This window comes from Thioalkalicoccus limnaeus (genome assembly GCF_041197575.1).
In the GTDB taxonomy this organism is placed as follows: domain Bacteria; phylum Pseudomonadota; class Gammaproteobacteria; order Chromatiales; family Chromatiaceae; genus Thioalkalicoccus; species Thioalkalicoccus limnaeus.
Genome location: NZ_JBDKXB010000013.1, coordinates 60740 through 77817, shown reverse-complemented (window position 1 = coordinate 77817; position 17078 = coordinate 60740). Strand labels below are relative to the sequence as shown.

The 17078-nt window shown below is 63.2% G+C and carries 11 protein-coding genes; 4 read left to right on the top strand and 7 right to left on the bottom strand.

The annotated features are described in order from the left end of the window. Positions 1–4: 4 nt before the first annotated feature. Together ABC977_RS11095 and nifJ are read right to left on the bottom strand one after the other, a co-directional pair. Complete coding sequence (locus tag ABC977_RS11095) at positions 5–1018, bottom strand: dihydroorotate dehydrogenase-like protein (protein WP_369667329.1); 1014 nt, start codon at positions 1016–1018, stop codon at positions 5–7. A gap of 147 nt (positions 1019–1165) precedes the next feature. After that, positions 1166–4747, bottom strand: coding sequence for a pyruvate:ferredoxin (flavodoxin) oxidoreductase (gene nifJ / locus ABC977_RS11090; protein ID WP_369667328.1), 3582 nt, complete (start codon positions 4745–4747; stop codon positions 1166–1168). Between the two features lie 579 nt (positions 4748–5326). Between nifJ and rimI the strand changes: the two genes are divergently transcribed. Further along, positions 5327–5794: a ribosomal protein S18-alanine N-acetyltransferase gene (gene rimI, locus ABC977_RS11085; RefSeq protein WP_369667327.1), complete on the top strand. Its 468-nt coding sequence runs from the start codon at positions 5327–5329 to the stop codon at positions 5792–5794. 335 nt (positions 5795–6129) lie between these two features. Next, the gene (locus ABC977_RS11080) at positions 6130–7878 is read left to right on the top strand and encodes an alpha-amylase family protein (protein ID WP_369667326.1); all 1749 of its coding nucleotides are present in this window, start codon (positions 6130–6132) and stop codon (positions 7876–7878) included. A gap of 43 nt (positions 7879–7921) precedes the next feature. Here ABC977_RS11080 and ABC977_RS11075 read toward each other — a convergent pair whose 3' ends face one another. The 4 genes from ABC977_RS11075 to ABC977_RS11060 form a co-directional block, all read right to left on the bottom strand. After that, on the bottom strand, positions 7922–8608 hold the full coding sequence (locus ABC977_RS11075; protein ID WP_369667325.1) for an exonuclease domain-containing protein: 687 nt from the start codon (positions 8606–8608) through the stop codon (positions 7922–7924). A gap of 1 nt (position 8609) precedes the next feature. After that, positions 8610–10475: a DUF294 nucleotidyltransferase-like domain-containing protein gene (locus ABC977_RS11070; RefSeq protein ID WP_369667324.1), complete on the bottom strand. Its 1866-nt coding sequence runs from the start codon at positions 10473–10475 to the stop codon at positions 8610–8612. 147 nt (positions 10476–10622) lie between these two features. Further along, complete coding sequence (locus ABC977_RS11065) at positions 10623–12404, bottom strand: sodium:solute symporter family protein (protein ID WP_369667323.1); 1782 nt, start codon at positions 12402–12404, stop codon at positions 10623–10625. Positions 12405–12421: 17 nt separating this feature from the next. Further along, entirely contained in the window at positions 12422–12679 is a 258-nt protein-coding gene (locus ABC977_RS11060; RefSeq protein ID WP_369667322.1) for a DUF4212 domain-containing protein, read from the bottom strand. Between the two features lie 489 nt (positions 12680–13168). On the opposite strand from ABC977_RS11060, the gene thrC reads away from it, so the two are divergent. Both thrC and ABC977_RS11050 read left to right on the top strand, forming a co-directional pair. After that, a complete protein-coding gene (gene thrC, locus ABC977_RS11055; RefSeq protein ID WP_369667321.1) occupies positions 13169–14551 on the top strand; it encodes a threonine synthase in 1383 nt (460 codons plus the stop codon). A 181-nt stretch (positions 14552–14732) separates the two neighbouring features. Further along, positions 14733–16295 (top strand): hydroxymethylglutaryl-CoA lyase-like TIM-barrel protein, encoded by a 1563-nt coding sequence (locus ABC977_RS11050; RefSeq protein WP_369667320.1) that lies wholly within the window; start codon positions 14733–14735, stop codon positions 16293–16295. Between the two features lie 46 nt (positions 16296–16341). Here the strand turns inward: ABC977_RS11050 and pdxH are convergent, their stop codons facing one another. Continuing rightward, positions 16342–16980, bottom strand: a complete 639-nt coding sequence (gene pdxH / locus ABC977_RS11045; protein ID WP_369667319.1) for a pyridoxamine 5'-phosphate oxidase — start codon at positions 16978–16980, stop codon at positions 16342–16344. Between the last annotated feature and the right edge of the window lie 98 nt (positions 16981–17078).

Here is a 17078-nt window from a genome sequence, read left to right as displayed (position 1 = left end):
GTGGTCAGACCATCACGCCGGACGAGAAGCTGTAGCTATCGAGGATGTTGACGTAGTTGGCCCGCTCGAACTGGGCCGGATCCGGCACCGACAGCGCGCTGACGCGACCGCGGAAGTCGTCGACTGACGCGAAGCCCTGTTCTTGCATCCATTGCTCGAGGCCTTCCTGGATATGGGCGACATAGCCGGGGCCACGGGCGAGCAGGGCGCTGCACAGATGGACGACGTCGGCGCCGGCGAGCAGCAGCTTGATCGCATCGGCAGCGGTGTGGACCCCGCCGGTCGCCCCGAGCGAGATGCCGGTGCGGCCATAGAGCAGCGCGATCCAGCGCATCGCCAGCAGGGCCTCGGCCGAGGTCGACGGGTGCAGGCTCGGCTGCAGGCGCAGATTTTCGATGTTGATGTCCGGCTGATAGAACCGGTTGAACAGCGCGACGCCGTCTGCGCCGGCCGCGGCCAATCGGGTCACCATGTGGCCGACCGAACTGAAGGTCGGTGACAGCTTCATGTTGATCGGGATCGCGATCTGGCTGCGCAGGTCGCGCAACAGGGTCAGATAACGTTCCTCGACCTCGGCGCCGCTCAGCGCGATGTCACCGGCGACGTAGTAGACGTTCAACTCGAGCGCGTCGGCGCCGGCCTGTTCCAGTACCTTCGCGTGACGGATCCAGCCGCCGGGGGTCACGCCGTTGAGGCTCGCGATCACCGGGATCGACAAGGCCTCCTTGAGGCGCCGCAATTGTTCCAGGTACTGCTCCTGGGCGCCGGAGAAGTCCGGATAGTCGGGCAGGAAACCGGCGCTTGCCTCGGCGGAGCCGATGTCCTGATGGTGCAGGAAGCGCACCATGGTCTCGCTCTCAGCGGTGATCGCCTCTTCGAACAGCGACCACATGATCAGCGCGCCGGCGCCGGCGTCTTCGAGCTCCTTGGCCATGTCGAGGTTGCGCGACAGCGGCGAGGCCGAGGGGACCAGGGGGCTCTTGATGGTCAGCCCGAGGTATTTGGTCGTGAGATCCATGCCTTTCTCCAACGGATAGCGGAAAGTCGATCGCGGCCCGCGCGGCGTGGGCATCGCCCGGCCGCGCGGACCATCACTTGCGTGGCGCGTGGTCGCCGGCCGCTATCGCGGCATCGGCGAGTCGGCGCCACGTCGGACGACGAGGCCTCAGCCCTTCTCCGGCGCCTTTTCGACGGCGATCCGGGCGAGCTGGTCGTAGAAGCTGAAGCGCGTCTGCACATGCTTCTGGGCCAGGCGCAGGTAGCGTTCGGCATCGTCGGGGTGGGTCCGGTTCAGCACGTTGAAGCGGGTCTCGCTGGCCAGGAAATCCCGATACGGCAGGCTCGGCGCCTTGCTGTCGATGTGCAGCGGGTTCTTGCCCTGGGCGGCCTTGCGCGGGTCGAACCGGAACAAGGCCCAATGCCCCGAGTTGACGGCCATGTCCTGTTGCCGCAGGTTGTTCGACATGTCGACACCGTGGGCGATGCAGGGCGAGTAGGCGATGATCACCGAGGGCCCGTCGTAGGATTCGGCCTCGATGAAGGCGCGCACCGTCTGTACGTCCTTGGCACCGAACGCGACCTGCGCGACATAGACGTTCTCGTAGGCCATCGCCATCATCGCGAGGTCCTTCTTGAAGGTCGGTTTGCCGGCCGCCGAGAACTTGGCGACGGCGCCGAGCGGCGTGGCCTTCGAGGTCTGACCGCCGGTGTTCGAGTAGACCTCGGTGTCGAGCACCAACAGGTTCACGTTACGGCCCGACGACAGCACATGGTCGACGCCGCCGTAGCCGATGTCGTAGGCCCAGCCGTCGCCGCCGACGATCCAGACGCTGCGCTTGACCAGTTGATCGCAGATCCCCTCGAGGACCCGCGCACGCGGATCCTGGATCCGTGCCAGCTGGCTCTTCAGGGCCGCGACGCGCTCGCGTTGTTGATGGATCCCGGCTTCGTCGGACTGGTCGGCGTTGACGAGTGCCTCGGCGAGATCGCCACCGATCTTATCGGCGAGTTCGAGGACCAGCTCGCGCGACTGCTGGGCTTGCTTGTCGATCGCCAGCCGTAGGCCCAGACCGAACTCGGCGTTGTCCTCGAACAGCGAGTTGTTCCAGGTCGGGCCGCGCCCCGCCGCATCGGTCGTGTAGGGGGTCGTCGGCAAGTTGCCGCCGTAGATCGACGAACAGCCGGTGGCGTTCGCGATCAGCATCCGGTCGCCGAAAAGCTGGGTCGCGAGCTTGATGTACGGGGTCTCACCACAGCCGACGCAGGCCCCCGAAAACTCGAACAGCGGTTGCAACATCATCGCGTGCTTGATCTTGCTGTTATCGAGCTTGGTGCGGTCGTATTCGGGCAGGGTCAGGAAGAAGTCCCAGTTGACCTGCTCGGTGTCGTGGATCGTCGACGCCTCGACCATGTTCAGCGCCTTGCGTTTGGGGTCATTGCGATCGCGGATCGGGCAGACCTCGACGCACAGGCCGCAGCCGGTGCAGTCGTCCGGCGCGATCTGGTAGCTGATGTGGTAGCCCTCGGGGAAATCCTTGCCCTTGAGCGGTGCGTGCAGGAAACTTGCCGGAGCCTGCGCGGCGAGGTCGGCCGGGAAGACCTTCGCGCGGATGGCCGCGTGCGGGCAGACCAGCGGGCATTTACCGCATTGGGTGCAGAGGTCTTTTTCCCACAGCGGGAGCTCGAGGGCCAGGTTGCGCTTTTCGAACTTGGTGGTGCCGGTCGGCCAGGTACCGTCGGCCGGCATCAGGCTGACGGGCAGGCTGTCGCCGCGGTCGGCGACCAGCGTCGCCGTGACCCGCTGCACGAAGTCCGGGGCCTCGCTCGGGACCGCCGATGGCCGCTCGAAGCTGCTCGTGGCCTGGCTCGGGATCTCGACCTTGTGCAGGCCGTTCACGGTGGCATCGATTGCCTCGTAGTTACGCTCGAGCAGCCGCTCGCCCTTCTTGCCGTAAGTCTTCTCGACCGCCTGCTTGATCTGGGCGATCGCTTCGTCGCGGGGCAGAATCCCGGAGATCGCGAAGAAACAGGTCTGCATGATCGTGTTGATGCGGCGGCCCATGCCGGTCTCGGCCGCGATCCGGTAGGCGTCGATCACATAGAAGGACAGGTTCTTGTCGATGATCTGCTGCTGCATCGAGCGCGGCAGGTCGTCCCATACCCGGTCGACCGGTGTCGCCGAGTTCAGCAGGAACACCGCACCCGGCTTGGCCTTCGCGAGCATGTCGTATCGCTTCGGAAAGATCGGCTGATGACAGGCGACGAAGCTGGCCTCGTCATTGCCGATCAGGTAGGTGCTGTGGATCGGCTTGGGGCCGAAGCGCAGGTGCGAGACGGTGACGGCCCCGGCCTTCTTCGAGTCGTATTGGAAATAGCCCTGGCCGTAGTTCGGCGTCTCCTCGGCGATGATCTTGATCGAGTTCTTGTTCGCCGACACGGTGCCATCGGAGCCCAGACCGTAGAAGACGCAGGCCGTGACGCCTTCCGCGGCATCGGGGCGGAAGCTCGAGTCCCAGGTGAGGCTGGTCTGCGTGACATCGTCGATGATGCCCACGGTGAAACCGTTCTTCGGGTTGTCCTTGGCCAACTCATCGAACACCCCCTTGACCATCGCCGGCGTGAACTCCTTCGACGAGAGCCCATAGCGGCCGCCGACGACCCGCGGCATGGTCGCCATGTTCCCGCTCGCGACCGACTGGGCGAGGGCCGTCAACACGTCTTTGTACAAGGGCTCGCCGTCGGCGCCAGGCTCCTTGCAGCGATCGAGCACGGCGATCTTCTTCGCGGTGACCGGCAACGCCGCGAGCAGGAAGGACGGATCGAAGGGGCGGAACAGCCGGACCTTGATCAGACCGACCTTTTCGCCGCGCGCGACCAAGTGCTCGACGGTCTCCTCGGCGGCGCCGATGCCCGAGCCCATCAGCAGGATGACGCGCTCGGCGTCCTCGGCCCCGACGTACTCGAACAGCCGATAGTGACGGCCGGTCAGCGCGGCGAATTGGTCCATGTAGCGTTGCACGATCGCCGGCAGCGCACGGTAGAAGGGATTGACCGTCTCGCGTCCCTGGAAGTAGACATCCGGGTTTTGCGAGGTGCCGCGAATCACCGGGCGATCCGGGTTCATCGAACGCGCGCGATGGGCCTTGACCAGGTCCTCGTCGATCATCGCACGAACCGTCTCTCTCGGAAGACGCTCGACCTTGTCGACCTCGTGCGAGGTCCGGAAGCCGTCGAAGAAATGCAGGAAGGGCACGCGGCCCTCGAGGGTCGCTGCCTGCGAAATCAGCGCGAAATCCATCGCCTCCTGGACCGACGCGGAACAGAGCATCGCGTAACCCGTCGCGCGGCACGACATGACATCGGAATGGTCGCCGAAGATCGACAGGCCCTGGGCGGCCAGCGAGCGCGCCGAGACGTGCAGAACCGTCGGGGTCAGCTCGCCGGCGATCTTGTACATGTTCGGGATCATCAGCAGCAGGCCTTGCGAGGCCGTGAAGGTCGTCGACAGCGAACCGGCCTGCAAGGAGCCATGGATGGCACCGGCGGCCCCGGCCTCGCTCTGCATCTCGACGACATCGGGGACGGTGCCCCACAGGTTCTTGACCCCGAGCGCGGACCATTCGTCGGACAGTTCCCCCATCGGCGACGCCGGTGTAATGGGATAGATGACGATGACCTCGTTGGTCATGTGGGCGATGTAGGCGGCGGCTTCGTTGCCGTCGAGTGTGACCATCTGCTTTTCTGACATCACTTGGTACCGTATTTTATGGGACGAAAATGGGCGCGCCATCGGCGGCGAACGGAGGTACTACCCCCGGCGGGGTATCGAATAACGATTTGCTACTATAGCCTGAAAGACGAGGCCGAGGGGATGGACAAGGCGGATGCCGGGCCGACGCTGGGCCTTCGCTCGGCCCTCTTCCGGCCTTTCTGTGAGTCGTTAAAAATTCAAATATATCAATTACTAGCAAAGGATTCCCGTCGGGCCGCGGCCTTGTAGTGGCCTGGTAATGGTTTGGTCAAGGTAATGTAACCATATGAAAAGCAATGTCATTGTATTATTAAATCCTTATACGCCGTATATGATCTTGCTTTTCCATTGACTACCATTTATGTGTTTTTATAATATATTGATTTTATTCGCGAAGGAGCGCGAGCGAGGCATGCGGCGCGTCCCGGCGTGGCGATTGGCTGGTGCCGTCGATCGACGCCTGGTTGGAGCAAACCGCTGGGCTCGTGAGCGCCTTATGAGCGAATCGTCGTCAGAAGAGGGTCGCGTGGCAAAGCGGCCGGCCGGATGGAATGTCGTGATGAGGGTGCTGGCCACTTGAGTTCATGCCAAATCACCGAGACCGTTACGCTGCGGCCGATGGTCGGTACCGATCTCGATCAGGTGTTGTGGGTCGAGGGCGTCGCCTATGCGTTCCCCTGGTCGGAGAAGCACTTTCGCGATTGCCTGACCGCCGGCTATTGCTGCTGGGTCGCCGAGTGGCAGGACCGGCTGGTCGGCCATGCAGTAATGTCTACCGGCGGTGGCGAATGCGAGATCCTGAATCTCTGCGTTCACCCGGGGATGCAGGGCCGCCGGATTGGCCGCCGCTTGCTGCGCCGCCTGTTGTCGCTAGGTCGGCGGCACAACGCTGATACCGCCTTCCTCGAGGTCCGGCCGTCGAATGACGTGGCCGTCGCGCTGTATCGGTCAGAGGGCTTTTGCGAGGTGGGTCAGCGTCGGGGCTACTACCCCACGGCCCAGGGTCGGGAGGACGCGATGATCATGGCCAAGACCTTGTTTTGATGGTTGCGGCGGTTCGCGCGTGACGCCGGGACAGCCCCAGTTCCGGAACCAATCGCGGGGCCGTGATCTAATGAGGGGGTCGCGGCGGTGTCGCGTCCGTGCGTTGGCCGGTCGTGAACGAGCGCTGCGACTTCGACGACCGGTTCGCGTCATGGCAACGGGGGTCCGCGCGCACGCCGAGATGTCGTGCGCTCGGGCGTTGGATCACGGGGCCAGACAGGGCCACGATCGACGCGAGGCCTTCCTTATTTTTATTCTAAGTCTTGGATTTGAATGAATCGATCGTATCAGTGTACGACTGGTTCTGTTGAACGATAACGCAACGAGGGGTGCGAATGAAGGTTGACTCGGGGAGCCAGACCCTGCCGAGGGGGGTGATGTTCAATGCCTATCCAGATAGCATCGGTCGCCGTCTATCCGATGCGGTGGCCTTGCTGAAAAGGCCGGAATTGGAAAACGCCTTTTCCTTGTTCTACATCTTGCCCACCTTCTTCAACAGCGACCTCGATCGCGGTTTCTCGGTCGTCGACTATGACTTGAATCCCGACCTCGTGTCACCAGAGGATTTGGACGAACTCGGCAAGCTCGCAATCCTCTTGAAGTTCGACCTGGTCCTGAACCACCTGTCCGTGCGTAGCCCGCAGTTTCAGCACCTGTTGCAGTTTGGTGATGCATCGGACTACAAGAGCTTTTTCGTGGATTGGAACGAGTTCTGGCGTCACCATGGCGAGCCGGATGTCGATGGACAGATGATGCCGAAACCCGAATACCTCAAAAGGTTGTTCATGAGGAAGCCTGGCGTTCCGGTCTTGAAGGTGCGGTTTCCCGATGGGAGCGAGCGGCCGTATTGGAACACCTTCTACCAGGAGAAGACCTACGGAGAGATGACGACCGAGGATTTCGTCGGGATCGGCGGCCTTTCCGAAGAGGAGGCCGGACAACTCGCGGAGATCGTGAACCGTGCTGTTCAGTTGGGAGTGAATCTGAATGATCTCGACCTGCACGAGTATTCGCAGCACAAGCATTCGGTGATCGCGGTCACCGAACGTAAGTGCCAGTACCTCGGCCAGATGGACTTGAATCCGAGGTCCGATCTGGTGTGGGCCTTTTATGACGACACCCTGCGCAAGCTGCGTGACTACGGTGCCAAGATCGTCCGACTCGATGCCTTCGCCTACCTGCACAAGGAGCCCGGCGAAGCCAATTTCTTCAACAAGCCGGGGACCTGGGACTATCTCGAACGATTGCGACGGATCGCCGAGAAATATGGCTTGATCGTGTTTCCGGAGATCCACGCTCAGTACGGTACTGGGCTGCACGAGGAGGTCGCCGAGCAGGGTTACCCGATTTACGATTTCTTCTTCCCGGGGTTGGTCATCGATGCCATCGAGCGGGCGACGAACGAGCATCTGCTTCGATGGATCGAAGAGATTCAGCAGAAAAACCTTCAGACGATCAATATGCTCGGTTGCCACGATGGCATCCCGGTGCTCGATCTGCGGGGCTGTGAGACCCCGGGCGGCATCCAGGGCGGCCTGTTGGGCGACGAGCAGATCGAGGCGGTGATCGACCGCATCACGGAGCGTGGCGGTCGCGTCAAGAATCTCTATGGCCCGGACGGAAAGAAGATCGCCTACTATCAGGTGAATGCGACCTTTTTCAGTGCCCTCGGCGAGGACGAGCGCAAGCTCCGTGTCGCGCGTGCGATCCAGATGTTCATGCCCGGTTTACCGCAGGTCTGGTATTTGGATCTCTTTGCCGGCAAGAATGACTATGCCGCGGCCGATGCGGGTGGAGCCGGTGGGCACAAGGAGATCAACCGGACGAATCTGAGCATCGAAGAGGTGGAGCGAGGTCTGGAACGGAGGATCGTCCAGGATCAGCTCAGGTTGATCCGTTTGCGAAACAACTCGCCGGCATTCGATGGCGAGTTGCGCATCTGTCGCACGGACCCTCATCTCCTCGAGCTTCAGTGGGTCAACGCCGATTGTCGCGCGACGCTCCAAGCCGATCTGCGCGAGCACAGCCTGCTTGTAACACATTCCGGGGGCGGCGAGGACGACCTGCGGATGGAATATCGCTAGATGGCGCCGGGTCGCTTCGCGCTCAGTCGACGGCCGTGCCGCGTCAGTCGAGGAAGGTACTGAGCGGCAGGCCCCGGCCGTTGTCGCGATACGCCGCTTGGGCGAGGAAGAGTTCGGCCGCGGCCAGCGCGTCGCTCAAGGCGTTATGGGCCTCGTAACGAGGCAGGTTATAGCGGTCGCATAGATTGTGCAGGCGCAGGTCCGATGGCTTGAAGGCCATATTGCGGCGCTCTAAGCTGCGCTGCGCCAGGGCCTGGGTGTCCGCGACCGGCATCAGCAGGTCGTAGCCGAACAGACGACGACAGGCGGCGCTGAGAAAGCCCTTCTCGATCCGTGCATGGTGAGCAATCATCACGCGTCCGGCGAGGGCCTCGAGCAGGCCCGTCAGGACCGGTTCCAGCTCCTCGCCTTTCGCGGCCTGATCGTCGGTGATCTGGTGGATCACGGCGCTGGCCTCGGGGATCGCCCGATCGATCCGGACGGTCCGATGACAGGCCGTGGTCAAGTCGATCCGGTAGCCGCGCACCAACACATATCCGACGCTGAGCAACAGATCGCGACGCGGGTCGAGGCCAGTGGTCTCGAGATCCACGGCCAGGTACTCGACGTCGCGATAATCGGTGGTCGGGTCCGGGAACGGGACCGCGAGATAATCACGCAGTGGCCCCGCCGGAGCGCGACGGAGCCGCAATCGGCGGCGCCACTCCAACCATCGGCACCGCCACGGCATGTCAGGCGAAGCGGCCGGACTGGTAACGCTGACCGAGGGCTTCCTGCATCATATTGATCAGCACGAAGGAGTCCTTCAGGTGGCCGCGCTCCAGTGGTGAAAGCTCGTCCGGCGATAAGTAGTTGTCGGCCTTCTCGCCACGGCGCAGCTGGCGGGCCTGGTGTTGGACGCGCAGCGTGCCGATGAACTCCAGGGCATCGACCAGGTTCGCGGCACCGTCACGGCTCAAGGCCGTCGTCTCCCCGGCCGCCTTGAGACGTTCCAGCGTGTTGATCTCCGGGATCCCGACCGACAAGGCGTAGACACGGGCCAAGTCGATGACCGGGACGGTGCCGCGGTGCTTGATGTCGAACGTATGGTCGTGTTCACCACCGCGGATCAGGACGATGCTGCGAAAGAACCCGAGCGGTGGCCGATGCTTCAACGCATTCGCGGTCATATAGGCGACGAAGATCCGGTTGGCACGGCTGTGTTGCAGGATATGGTCGCGCAACTCCTCGAAGAGCCCACCCGGGTCGTGGACCGGGCGCAGATCGAAGAAGACGCTCGATAGCATCAAGGCCATCGGCTCCGGGCGTTCGATCCAGTTCGTGAAATACTTGCGCCAGATCCGCAGCGGCTGACGCCATTTCGGATTCGAGGCCATGACCTCGCCGGGACAATAGTAGTAGCCGCAGGCATCGAGTCCGTCATTGACGAACTTGGCCAAGGCCGCGAAGTAGGCATCGTCCTCGGGCTTCATATGATCGGCGATCAGCAGCGCATTGTCCTGATCCGAGTGCGAGGATTGTTCGCGCCGTGCTTGCGAGCCGCCGGCCATCCAGGCATAGGGGACCGGCGGCGAGCCGAGGTCGGCCTCGGCCAACTCGATCAAGCGCTTGGTCAGGGCATCGGTTACCGCGCTGACAGCTTGGCCGATCTGGTCGGCGGTGGCCCCGCCGCCGACCAGGTTGACTTGCAGTTCCGGCACCTTCTGGCTGATCTGCACGAGGGTCTCGACGTCTCGGGCCTTGTGGATATCGCCGACCAGGTAGACGGCGTTGGCGCTTTGAAAGCGGATCAGGTCGGTCGTCGAGATGACGCCGGCGACCCGGTCGCCATCGAGCACCGGAAGGTGGTGGACATTCAGCCGAGTCATCGTGAGCAGGGCCTCGAACCCGAGCGTGCCCACCGTGGTCGTCTTAATGCTGGTTGTCATGATGTCACTGACCGGGCGCTGGCGTGACAGACCCGCGGCCAGGCAACGGCCGCGCAGGTCGCGATCGGTGATGATGCCGGCGAGCCGCTCCCCGTCCATGATCACGAGCGACGAGACCCGGTGTTCGGTCATGATGCGTGCCGCCTCGCCGATGCTCGTCTCGGGAGAGGCGTGGATCAGCGTCGAGCCAACGAGATCACCGATGCGAACCGTCATGAGTCCGGTGCTGCTCGTCGAGGTGTCCTTGATGACCTCGAGCGCGGTGCGCAGCCGTTCGCCAGTCGATTGTTCGAAGTGCGCCGCGAAGTCGGGATGCTGGGCACGGAGTTGTTCGAGTTTCGCGCAGGGGAGCAAGTAGGCCAGGGTGTCTTCCGCGGTGACGCCCGAGTACTGGGCGCTCGGATCCTCGGGCAGACAACGGAGCGGGCAGATGTCCCCCTCGGCGAGTTTGCTGACCAGTTCGCCGTTGCCGTCCCGCAACTCGACGGCGCCACGGCGCAGGATGTACAGGCAAGGTTCCTCGCTGTCGCGGGGCGGGAAGTCTACGCCGCGGCGAAAGTAGCGTACCGACAGCCGCTTTGGCAGCCGATCCAGGACCTCGTCGGGCAGCAACGCGAAGGGGTGATGGCTTGCAAGAAAGTCGCGGATCTCGATCAGTTCCACGTCCATCGTCGAATCCTCGTCAGGTGATATCGGCGTAACGATACCTCATCGAGCGGCCTTCGGGCGGCTTCCGTTCATTGCCGATGGCCCCCGGTCAACGAAAAAGCCCCGCCGGAGCGGGGCTGTGGCAGGCCGGAGTCCGGCCGGTGGTCGTCAGTGATCGATCGGTTGTCGCGCGCCGCCTGGGACGCGGATGTCCTCGACCAAGTGCTGGATGTGCTCGGGCGGCGGTGCCGTCAACTTGGACACGATGATCACGACCGTGAAGTTGACGAGGGCGCCGACGGCTCCGAAGGCCTCGGGCGAGATGCCCAGGAACCAGTTCGCTGGGATGTTCTCCGCCATCGCGGTACCAGGCAGGAAGAACCAACCCTTGAACCAGAAGATGTAGACCAGGGTCGAGATGAGACCCGCGATCATGCCGGCGATCGCACCGGCACTATTGGCCCGCTTGGAGAAGATGCCCATCATCAGCGCCGGGAAGATCGACGCAGCGGCTAGACCGAAGGCCAGCGCCACCACTTCTGCCGCGAAGCCTGGTGGGTTTATCCCTAGCCAACCGGCCAAGGCGATCGCTCCGGCCATCGCGATTCGCCCCGCTAACAGCTCGGCCTTCTCAGACAGCTTCGGCATCAGGACGCCCTTGAGCAGGTCGTGCGAGATCGCCGAGGAGATCGCGAGCAGTAAACCGGCCGCTGTGGACAGGGCCGCCGCAAGGCCGCCCGCGACCACGAGCGCGATGACCCAGTTCGGCAGTCCGGCGATCTCGGGGTTGGCCAACACCATGATGTCGCGGTCGACCTTGGTCAGTTCGTTGCCTTCCCAGCCCCAAGCCTGGGCTTTTTCGACCATTTCCGGATTCTTATCGTTGTAGTACTGCAAACGCCCGTCGTTGTTCTTGTCTTCCCAATCGAGCAAGCCGGTCGCCTGCCAGCGGACCATCCAGTCGGGCAATTGCGCGATCTCGACGTTCGCGGTCTGCTCGCCGACCGGGCCGGTCTGCACGGTCTCGATCAGATTCAAGCGGGCCATCGCGCCGACCGCCGGGGCCGTCGTGTACAGGATCGCGATGAAGACCAGTGCCCAACCGGCCGAGCTGCGGGCGTCCTTGACCTTGGGCACGGTGAAGAAGCGGATGATGACGTGCGGTAGGCCCGCGGTGCCGATCATCAGCGACATCGTCAGCAGGAACAGGTTCAGGGTCGTGCTGCTTTGCGCCGTGTACGCCGCGAACCCGAGATCCTGTACGATCAGGTCGAGCTTGTCGAGCAGGTACATGCCGCTGCCGTCGGTGACGGTACCGCCAAGGCCCAGTTGCGGGAGCGGGTTGCCGGTGATCTGCAGCGAGATGAAGATGGCCGGGACCGTGTAGGCGAAGATCAGGACGACATACTGCGCGATCTGTGTGTAGGTGATGCCCTTCATGCCACCGAGCACGGCGTAGATGAAGACGATGCCCATGCCGACGAAGACGCCGACCTCGAAGGACACCTCGAGAAAGCGACCGAAGGCGACGCCGACGCCGCGCATCTGGCCGATGACATAGGTGACCGAGATGATGATCAAGCAGATGACCGCGACGACGCGCGCCGTTTGCGAATAGTAGCGGTCGCCGATGAACTGCGGCACCGTGAACTTGCCGAACTTGCGCAAGTAAGGCGCAAGCAGCAGGGCCAGCAACACGTAGCCGCCGGTCCAACCCATCAGATAGACGGAGGCGTCATAGCCTTGGAAGGCGATCAAACCGGCCATCGAGATGAAGGACGCGGCCGACATCCAGTCGGCGGCGGTGGCCATGCCGTTGGCGACCGGATGAATGCCTTTGCCGGCCACGTAGAACTCGCCGGTCGATGCGGCTCGTGCCCAGATCGCGATGCCGATGTAGAGCGCGAAGGTCGCGCCCACGATGATGTAGGTTATCGTTTGCAGATCCATTTATCGTGTCCTCGTCGTCACTCTTCGTGGACGTCGTAACGTTTGTCGAGCCGGTTCATCAGGAAGGCGTAGACGAAGATCAACACGACGAATGTGTAGATCGAGCCCTGCTGCGCGAACCAGAAGCCGAGCTTGTAGCCTCCGAGGGAGAAGGCATTCAAGGGTTCGACCAGGAGAATCCCGAACCCGAACGACACGACGAACCAGATCGTCAGCAGGACGACAAGCAGGGTCAGGTTCGCCTTCCAATAGCCGGCGCGTTTATCGGATGTCATATTGAGTGTCACTCCGTGTTTGTTGTCACCAGTGGCGGCGATGCTACCCAGGGCGACGGCGCGACGCTCGCGCCGGGCCCGATACGCAGTGATGGCCTAGTTGCCGAACGACGGAGGCCCTGTCGTTCGCCGGAAAACCTCGCCGAAAGGTCTTTGCGCCCAACCAGCCATACGCGAAGGCGACAGCAACGCCGTTCACTTCGTTTTTTAGCCGCACTCGCGGCCCTGAACTGCGAGGCATCCCAACCCCGTGCGGGCTCCCCAAGGTGTCCCGACCCCCCGAATGACGTTGGCGGTCATCGGGGCCAGGCATTGTGTTTTCGCGGCCGTAAAGATGTCAATACTTAGTATGACGGTCATTGGCCTATTCTCAGTATTGGTGGGGTCGCATGCTGGTTGCCTGCCTTGATCCGCGTAGTCCTTTCCATTAACTTCACGCCTTTGGGCGGCGCTCGTCTCGAGCCGCCGTCGAACCGGAATCCCCGCGTTATGAAATACGTCAGCACCCGCGGCGGTGTCCCTCCCGTCGGCTTTGCGGAGGCGGTCCGGATGGGCTTGGCCGACGATGGCGGCCTGCTCGTTCCTGATGCCTTGCCGCAACTCTCGCCGGACACATTGAGAGACTGGAGCCGGCTGAGATTTCAGGATCTGGCGCTCGAGTTGATGACGCCGTTCGTCGGCGACGAGCTGTCACGGAGCGATCTCGCCGATCTCATCGAGCGCTCCTACGCCAGTTTCACCGCGCCCGAGGTGACTCCGGTCGTCGAGGTCGGCTCGCGCTGGGTCCTCGAGCTGTTCCATGGTCCGACCGCCGCCTTCAAGGACGTCGCCCTGCAGTTCCTCGGCAACCTGTTCGAGTACCTCCTCGTGCGCGATGGCGGAGAACTCAACATCGTCGGGGCCACGTCCGGCGATACCGGGTCGGCGGCCATCGCCGGCGTTCGCGGCAAGGACCGGATCCGGATCTTCGTGTTGTTTCCGAAAGGCCGCGTGTCGCCGATCCAGGAACGGCAGATGACGACGGTGCTCGACGCCAACGTACACAATATTGCGCTGCGGGGCTCCTTTGACGATGCACAGCGTCTGGTCAAGACGTTGTTTCGTGACCTGGCACTCAAACGAGAATGCCATCTCGCCGCGGTCAATTCGATCAATTGGGCGCGGATATTGGCCCAGGTGGTCTATTACTTCTACGCGTGGGCGCGGGTGACCGACGGGAACCCGGATCGGGCCATCAGCTTCTCGGTGCCGACCGGGAACTTCGGCGATATCTTCGCCGGTTTCCTGGCGAAACGGATGGGCCTGCCGGTCGATCGTCTGATCCTGGCGACGAACCGCAACGATATCCTGACCCGCTTCGTCGAGACTGGGGTCTACGAGACGGGCCCGGTCCATGCGACCTTGAGCCCGGCGATGGATATCCAGGTCGCATCGAACTTCGAGCGTTACCTCTATTTCCTCGTCGGCCAGGATCCAGACCGGGTGAGGTGCCTGTTCGACGCGCTGTCCCGTCACGGTCGTTTGATCGTCACCGAGGCCGAACAGGCCCGTGTCAAATCCGATTTCGCAGCGATGGCCGTTGATGACGACGCGACGCTCTCGCAGATTCGCGAGACCTTCACGGCGAGCGGCTATATCCTCGATCCTCACACGGCGATCGGCGTCCGGGCCGGCGGTGATCGCCGTGACCTGGTCTGCCTGGCGACCGCGCACCCGGCCAAGTTCAACGAGGTCGTACACCGCGCCATTGGCCGCGAGGCGCCACCGCCGGCGAGTCTTCGCGGGCTGATGGAGCGGCCGATCCGATCGATCGAGTTGGGCGCGGACATCGACGCGGTTCGCGATTTTCTGCGCGAGACCCTTGAACGATGACGCGCGAGCCTCGTAAGCCATGAGGATGAAGCCACGGGGCTGAAGGGCGCCAGGAAAGGCCCGGCGCCAATGAGCGCGCGGCGCGCGCGGATCGCTACCGAGCGGGTGATCTGTTTTCTGTTCGCCTCCCTGCGATCGACGGGAGGAACACTCACTGAGCGAGGGCCCTTAAGGCGGCGCCATGACCACACCGAATCGCTACATCCAGATCCTCGACACCACGCTGCGCGACGGCGAGCAAACCCAGGGCGTGTCCTTTTCCGCCGAGGAGAAGACCAGCATTGCGCGGATCCTGCTCGAGGCGGTGCGGGTCGATCGTATCGAGGTCGCCTCGGCGCGGGTCTCGCCGGGCGAGCAGGAGGCCGTAGCGGCCATCGTCGAGTGGGCGGCCGGGGTCGGCTTGGCCGATCGGGTCGAGGTGCTCGGGTTCATCGATCGCGGACGCAGCATCGACTGGATTCGCGAGGCCAACGGGCGGGTGATCAATCTGCTGGCCAAGGGCAGCGAAAAACACTGCGTTGGGCAACTGGGCAAGACCCTCGATGAACATGTCCGAGATGTGCGAGACGCGATCGGCCTGGCCCAGGCTCAAGGCCTGGCGGTCAATCTCTACCTCGAGGACTGGTCGAACGGCTACCGGGACAACCCCGTCTACGTCTACGGTTTTCTAGAAAAACTCGCCGATGCCGGGGTCGGTCATTTCATGCTGCCGGATACCCTGGGCGTCATGACGCCGGATCAGGTCCGCGGCGCCCTCGCCGACATGATCGGTCGTTTTCCCGGGCTGTGTTTCGATTTCCATCCGCACAATGACTATGGCCTGGCCACGGCCAATATCCTGGCGGCGGTGCAGGCCGGCGCGGCGGCGGTTCACTGCACCGTGAACTGCCTCGGAGAGCGGGCCGGCAATGCGTCGCTGGCCGAGGTCGTCGTGAATCTGCGTGACCAATTGGGTGTCGATCTCGGTGTCGAGGAGTCGCACCTCGCGCGTGCTAGCGAACTGGTCGAGTATTTTTCGGGCAAGCGGGTCGCCGACAATGCGCCGGTGGTCGGTGCCGATGTCTTCACGCAAACGGCCGGCATCCATGCCGACGGGGACAAGAAAGGCCTGCTCTACCATACGCGCTTGAGCCCGGAGCGGTTCGCCCGGCAGCGCAAGTACGCCTTGGGCAAGTTGTCGGGCAAAGCCTCGCTGCTGAAGAACCTCGAATGGCTCGATATCAGCCTGTCGGAGGAGAATCAGCGCAAGGTCCTCAAACGGATCATCGAGCTGGGCGATTCGAAGAAGGCGATCACGACCGAGGATCTACCCTTCATCATCGCCGAGGTCCTCGAGAGCAAGGACTATGATCATGCCGAACTGCTGGCGTGCACCGTCTCGAGCAGCCTGAGTCTCGAGTCGACCGCGAGTCTGCGGGTGCGGCTTGGCGATGACCATTGCGTGGCGGCTGGCAGCGGCAACGGCGGTTTCGATGCCTTCAACAATGCGCTGGCCAAGATCCTGAAGCCGCGTGGCCTGGCGTTGCCGCCGCTGGTCGACTTCGAGATCCGCATCCCCAAGGGCGGGCGGACCGACGCCTTGACCGAATGCACCATCACCTGGCGGTTCGATGGGCGCGACATCAAGACCCGCGGCGTCCATGCCAACCAGGTCTTCGCGGCGATCAATGCGACCATGCGCTTGTTGAACATCCTGTTGCACCGTTCTCTGGCCAGTGAGCGAGCCGCCGACTCGGTTGCTTGACAGCGGTCGATCGCGGTCGATGTGGTCCGCGCCCGGACCGCCGGCCTCATGGCGCGAGCCGTTGAACCGACCAGACCCCGTGCGCGTCGCGCTGGTAGCGGAAGCGATCATGCAGGCGGTTCGGACGCGCCTGCCAGAACTCGATCGTCTCCGGTGCGACCCGCAGCCCGCCCCAGAACGCCGGCAGCGGAACCTGGCCCGCCGCGAAGCGCTGCTGGATCTCGGCGACCTTGATGTCGAGTAGCGCGCGAGATTGGATGACCTTGCTCTGTTGCGAGGCCCAGGCCCCGATCTGGCTGCCGCGCGGGCGCGTCAGGAAATAGCGCAGCGATTCGGCGGTTGGGATCCGCTCGGCCATACCAGTGATCTGGATCTGGCGACCCAGTGCGACCCACGGGAAAAGCAGTGCCACGCGCGGATTGCCCCCGATCTGCTCGGCCTTGGCGCTGTCGTAATTCGTGAAGAAGACGAAGCCCCGGTCGTCGTACAGCTTCAGCAGCACAGTCCGCGCCCAGGGCTGGCCGTTGCGGTCGACGGTCGCAAGGGTCATTGCGTTCGGTTCAGGCAGGCCGGTCTCGATCGTGGCCTGGTACCAGTCCTCGAACTGCATGACCGGGTTCTGATTCAGATCCTCGCGTGACAGACCACGCTGCATTGCCGCGACACGGAAATCCTCTGGGTTCATGTGCTGGTTCCTGTGGTCTGGGTGCCCGCTGAGGGTCTGTGGGCTGCTCGATGCCCGGGCAACGGGTTGGCAACCCGCTCTCTCGGCCTCATCTGCGA

Bases quoted from the DNA above. Each gene is read 5' to 3' on its own strand.
- ABC977_RS11095 (WP_369667329.1), bottom strand. From the start codon at position 1,018: ATGGATCTCACGACCAAATACCTCGGGCTGACCATCAAGAGCCCCCTG.
- ABC977_RS11050 (WP_369667320.1), top strand. From the start codon at position 14,733: ATGACCACACCGAATCGCTACATCCAGATCCTCGACACCACGCTGCGC.
- ABC977_RS11075 (WP_369667325.1), bottom strand. From the start codon at position 8,608: ATGCCGTGGCGGTGCCGATGGTTGGAGTGGCGCCGCCGATTGCGGCTC.
- nifJ (WP_369667328.1), bottom strand. From the start codon at position 4,747: ATGTCAGAAAAGCAGATGGTCACACTCGACGGCAACGAAGCCGCCGCC.
- pdxH (WP_369667319.1), bottom strand. From the start codon at position 16,980: ATGAACCCAGAGGATTTCCGTGTCGCGGCAATGCAGCGTGGTCTGTCA.
- ABC977_RS11060 (WP_369667322.1), bottom strand. From the start codon at position 12,679: ATGACATCCGATAAACGCGCCGGCTATTGGAAGGCGAACCTGACCCTG.
- thrC (WP_369667321.1), top strand. From the start codon at position 13,169: ATGAAATACGTCAGCACCCGCGGCGGTGTCCCTCCCGTCGGCTTTGCG.
- ABC977_RS11080 (WP_369667326.1), top strand. From the start codon at position 6,130: ATGAAGGTTGACTCGGGGAGCCAGACCCTGCCGAGGGGGGTGATGTTC.
- ABC977_RS11070 (WP_369667324.1), bottom strand. From the start codon at position 10,475: ATGGACGTGGAACTGATCGAGATCCGCGACTTTCTTGCAAGCCATCAC.
- ABC977_RS11065 (WP_369667323.1), bottom strand. From the start codon at position 12,404: ATGGATCTGCAAACGATAACCTACATCATCGTGGGCGCGACCTTCGCG.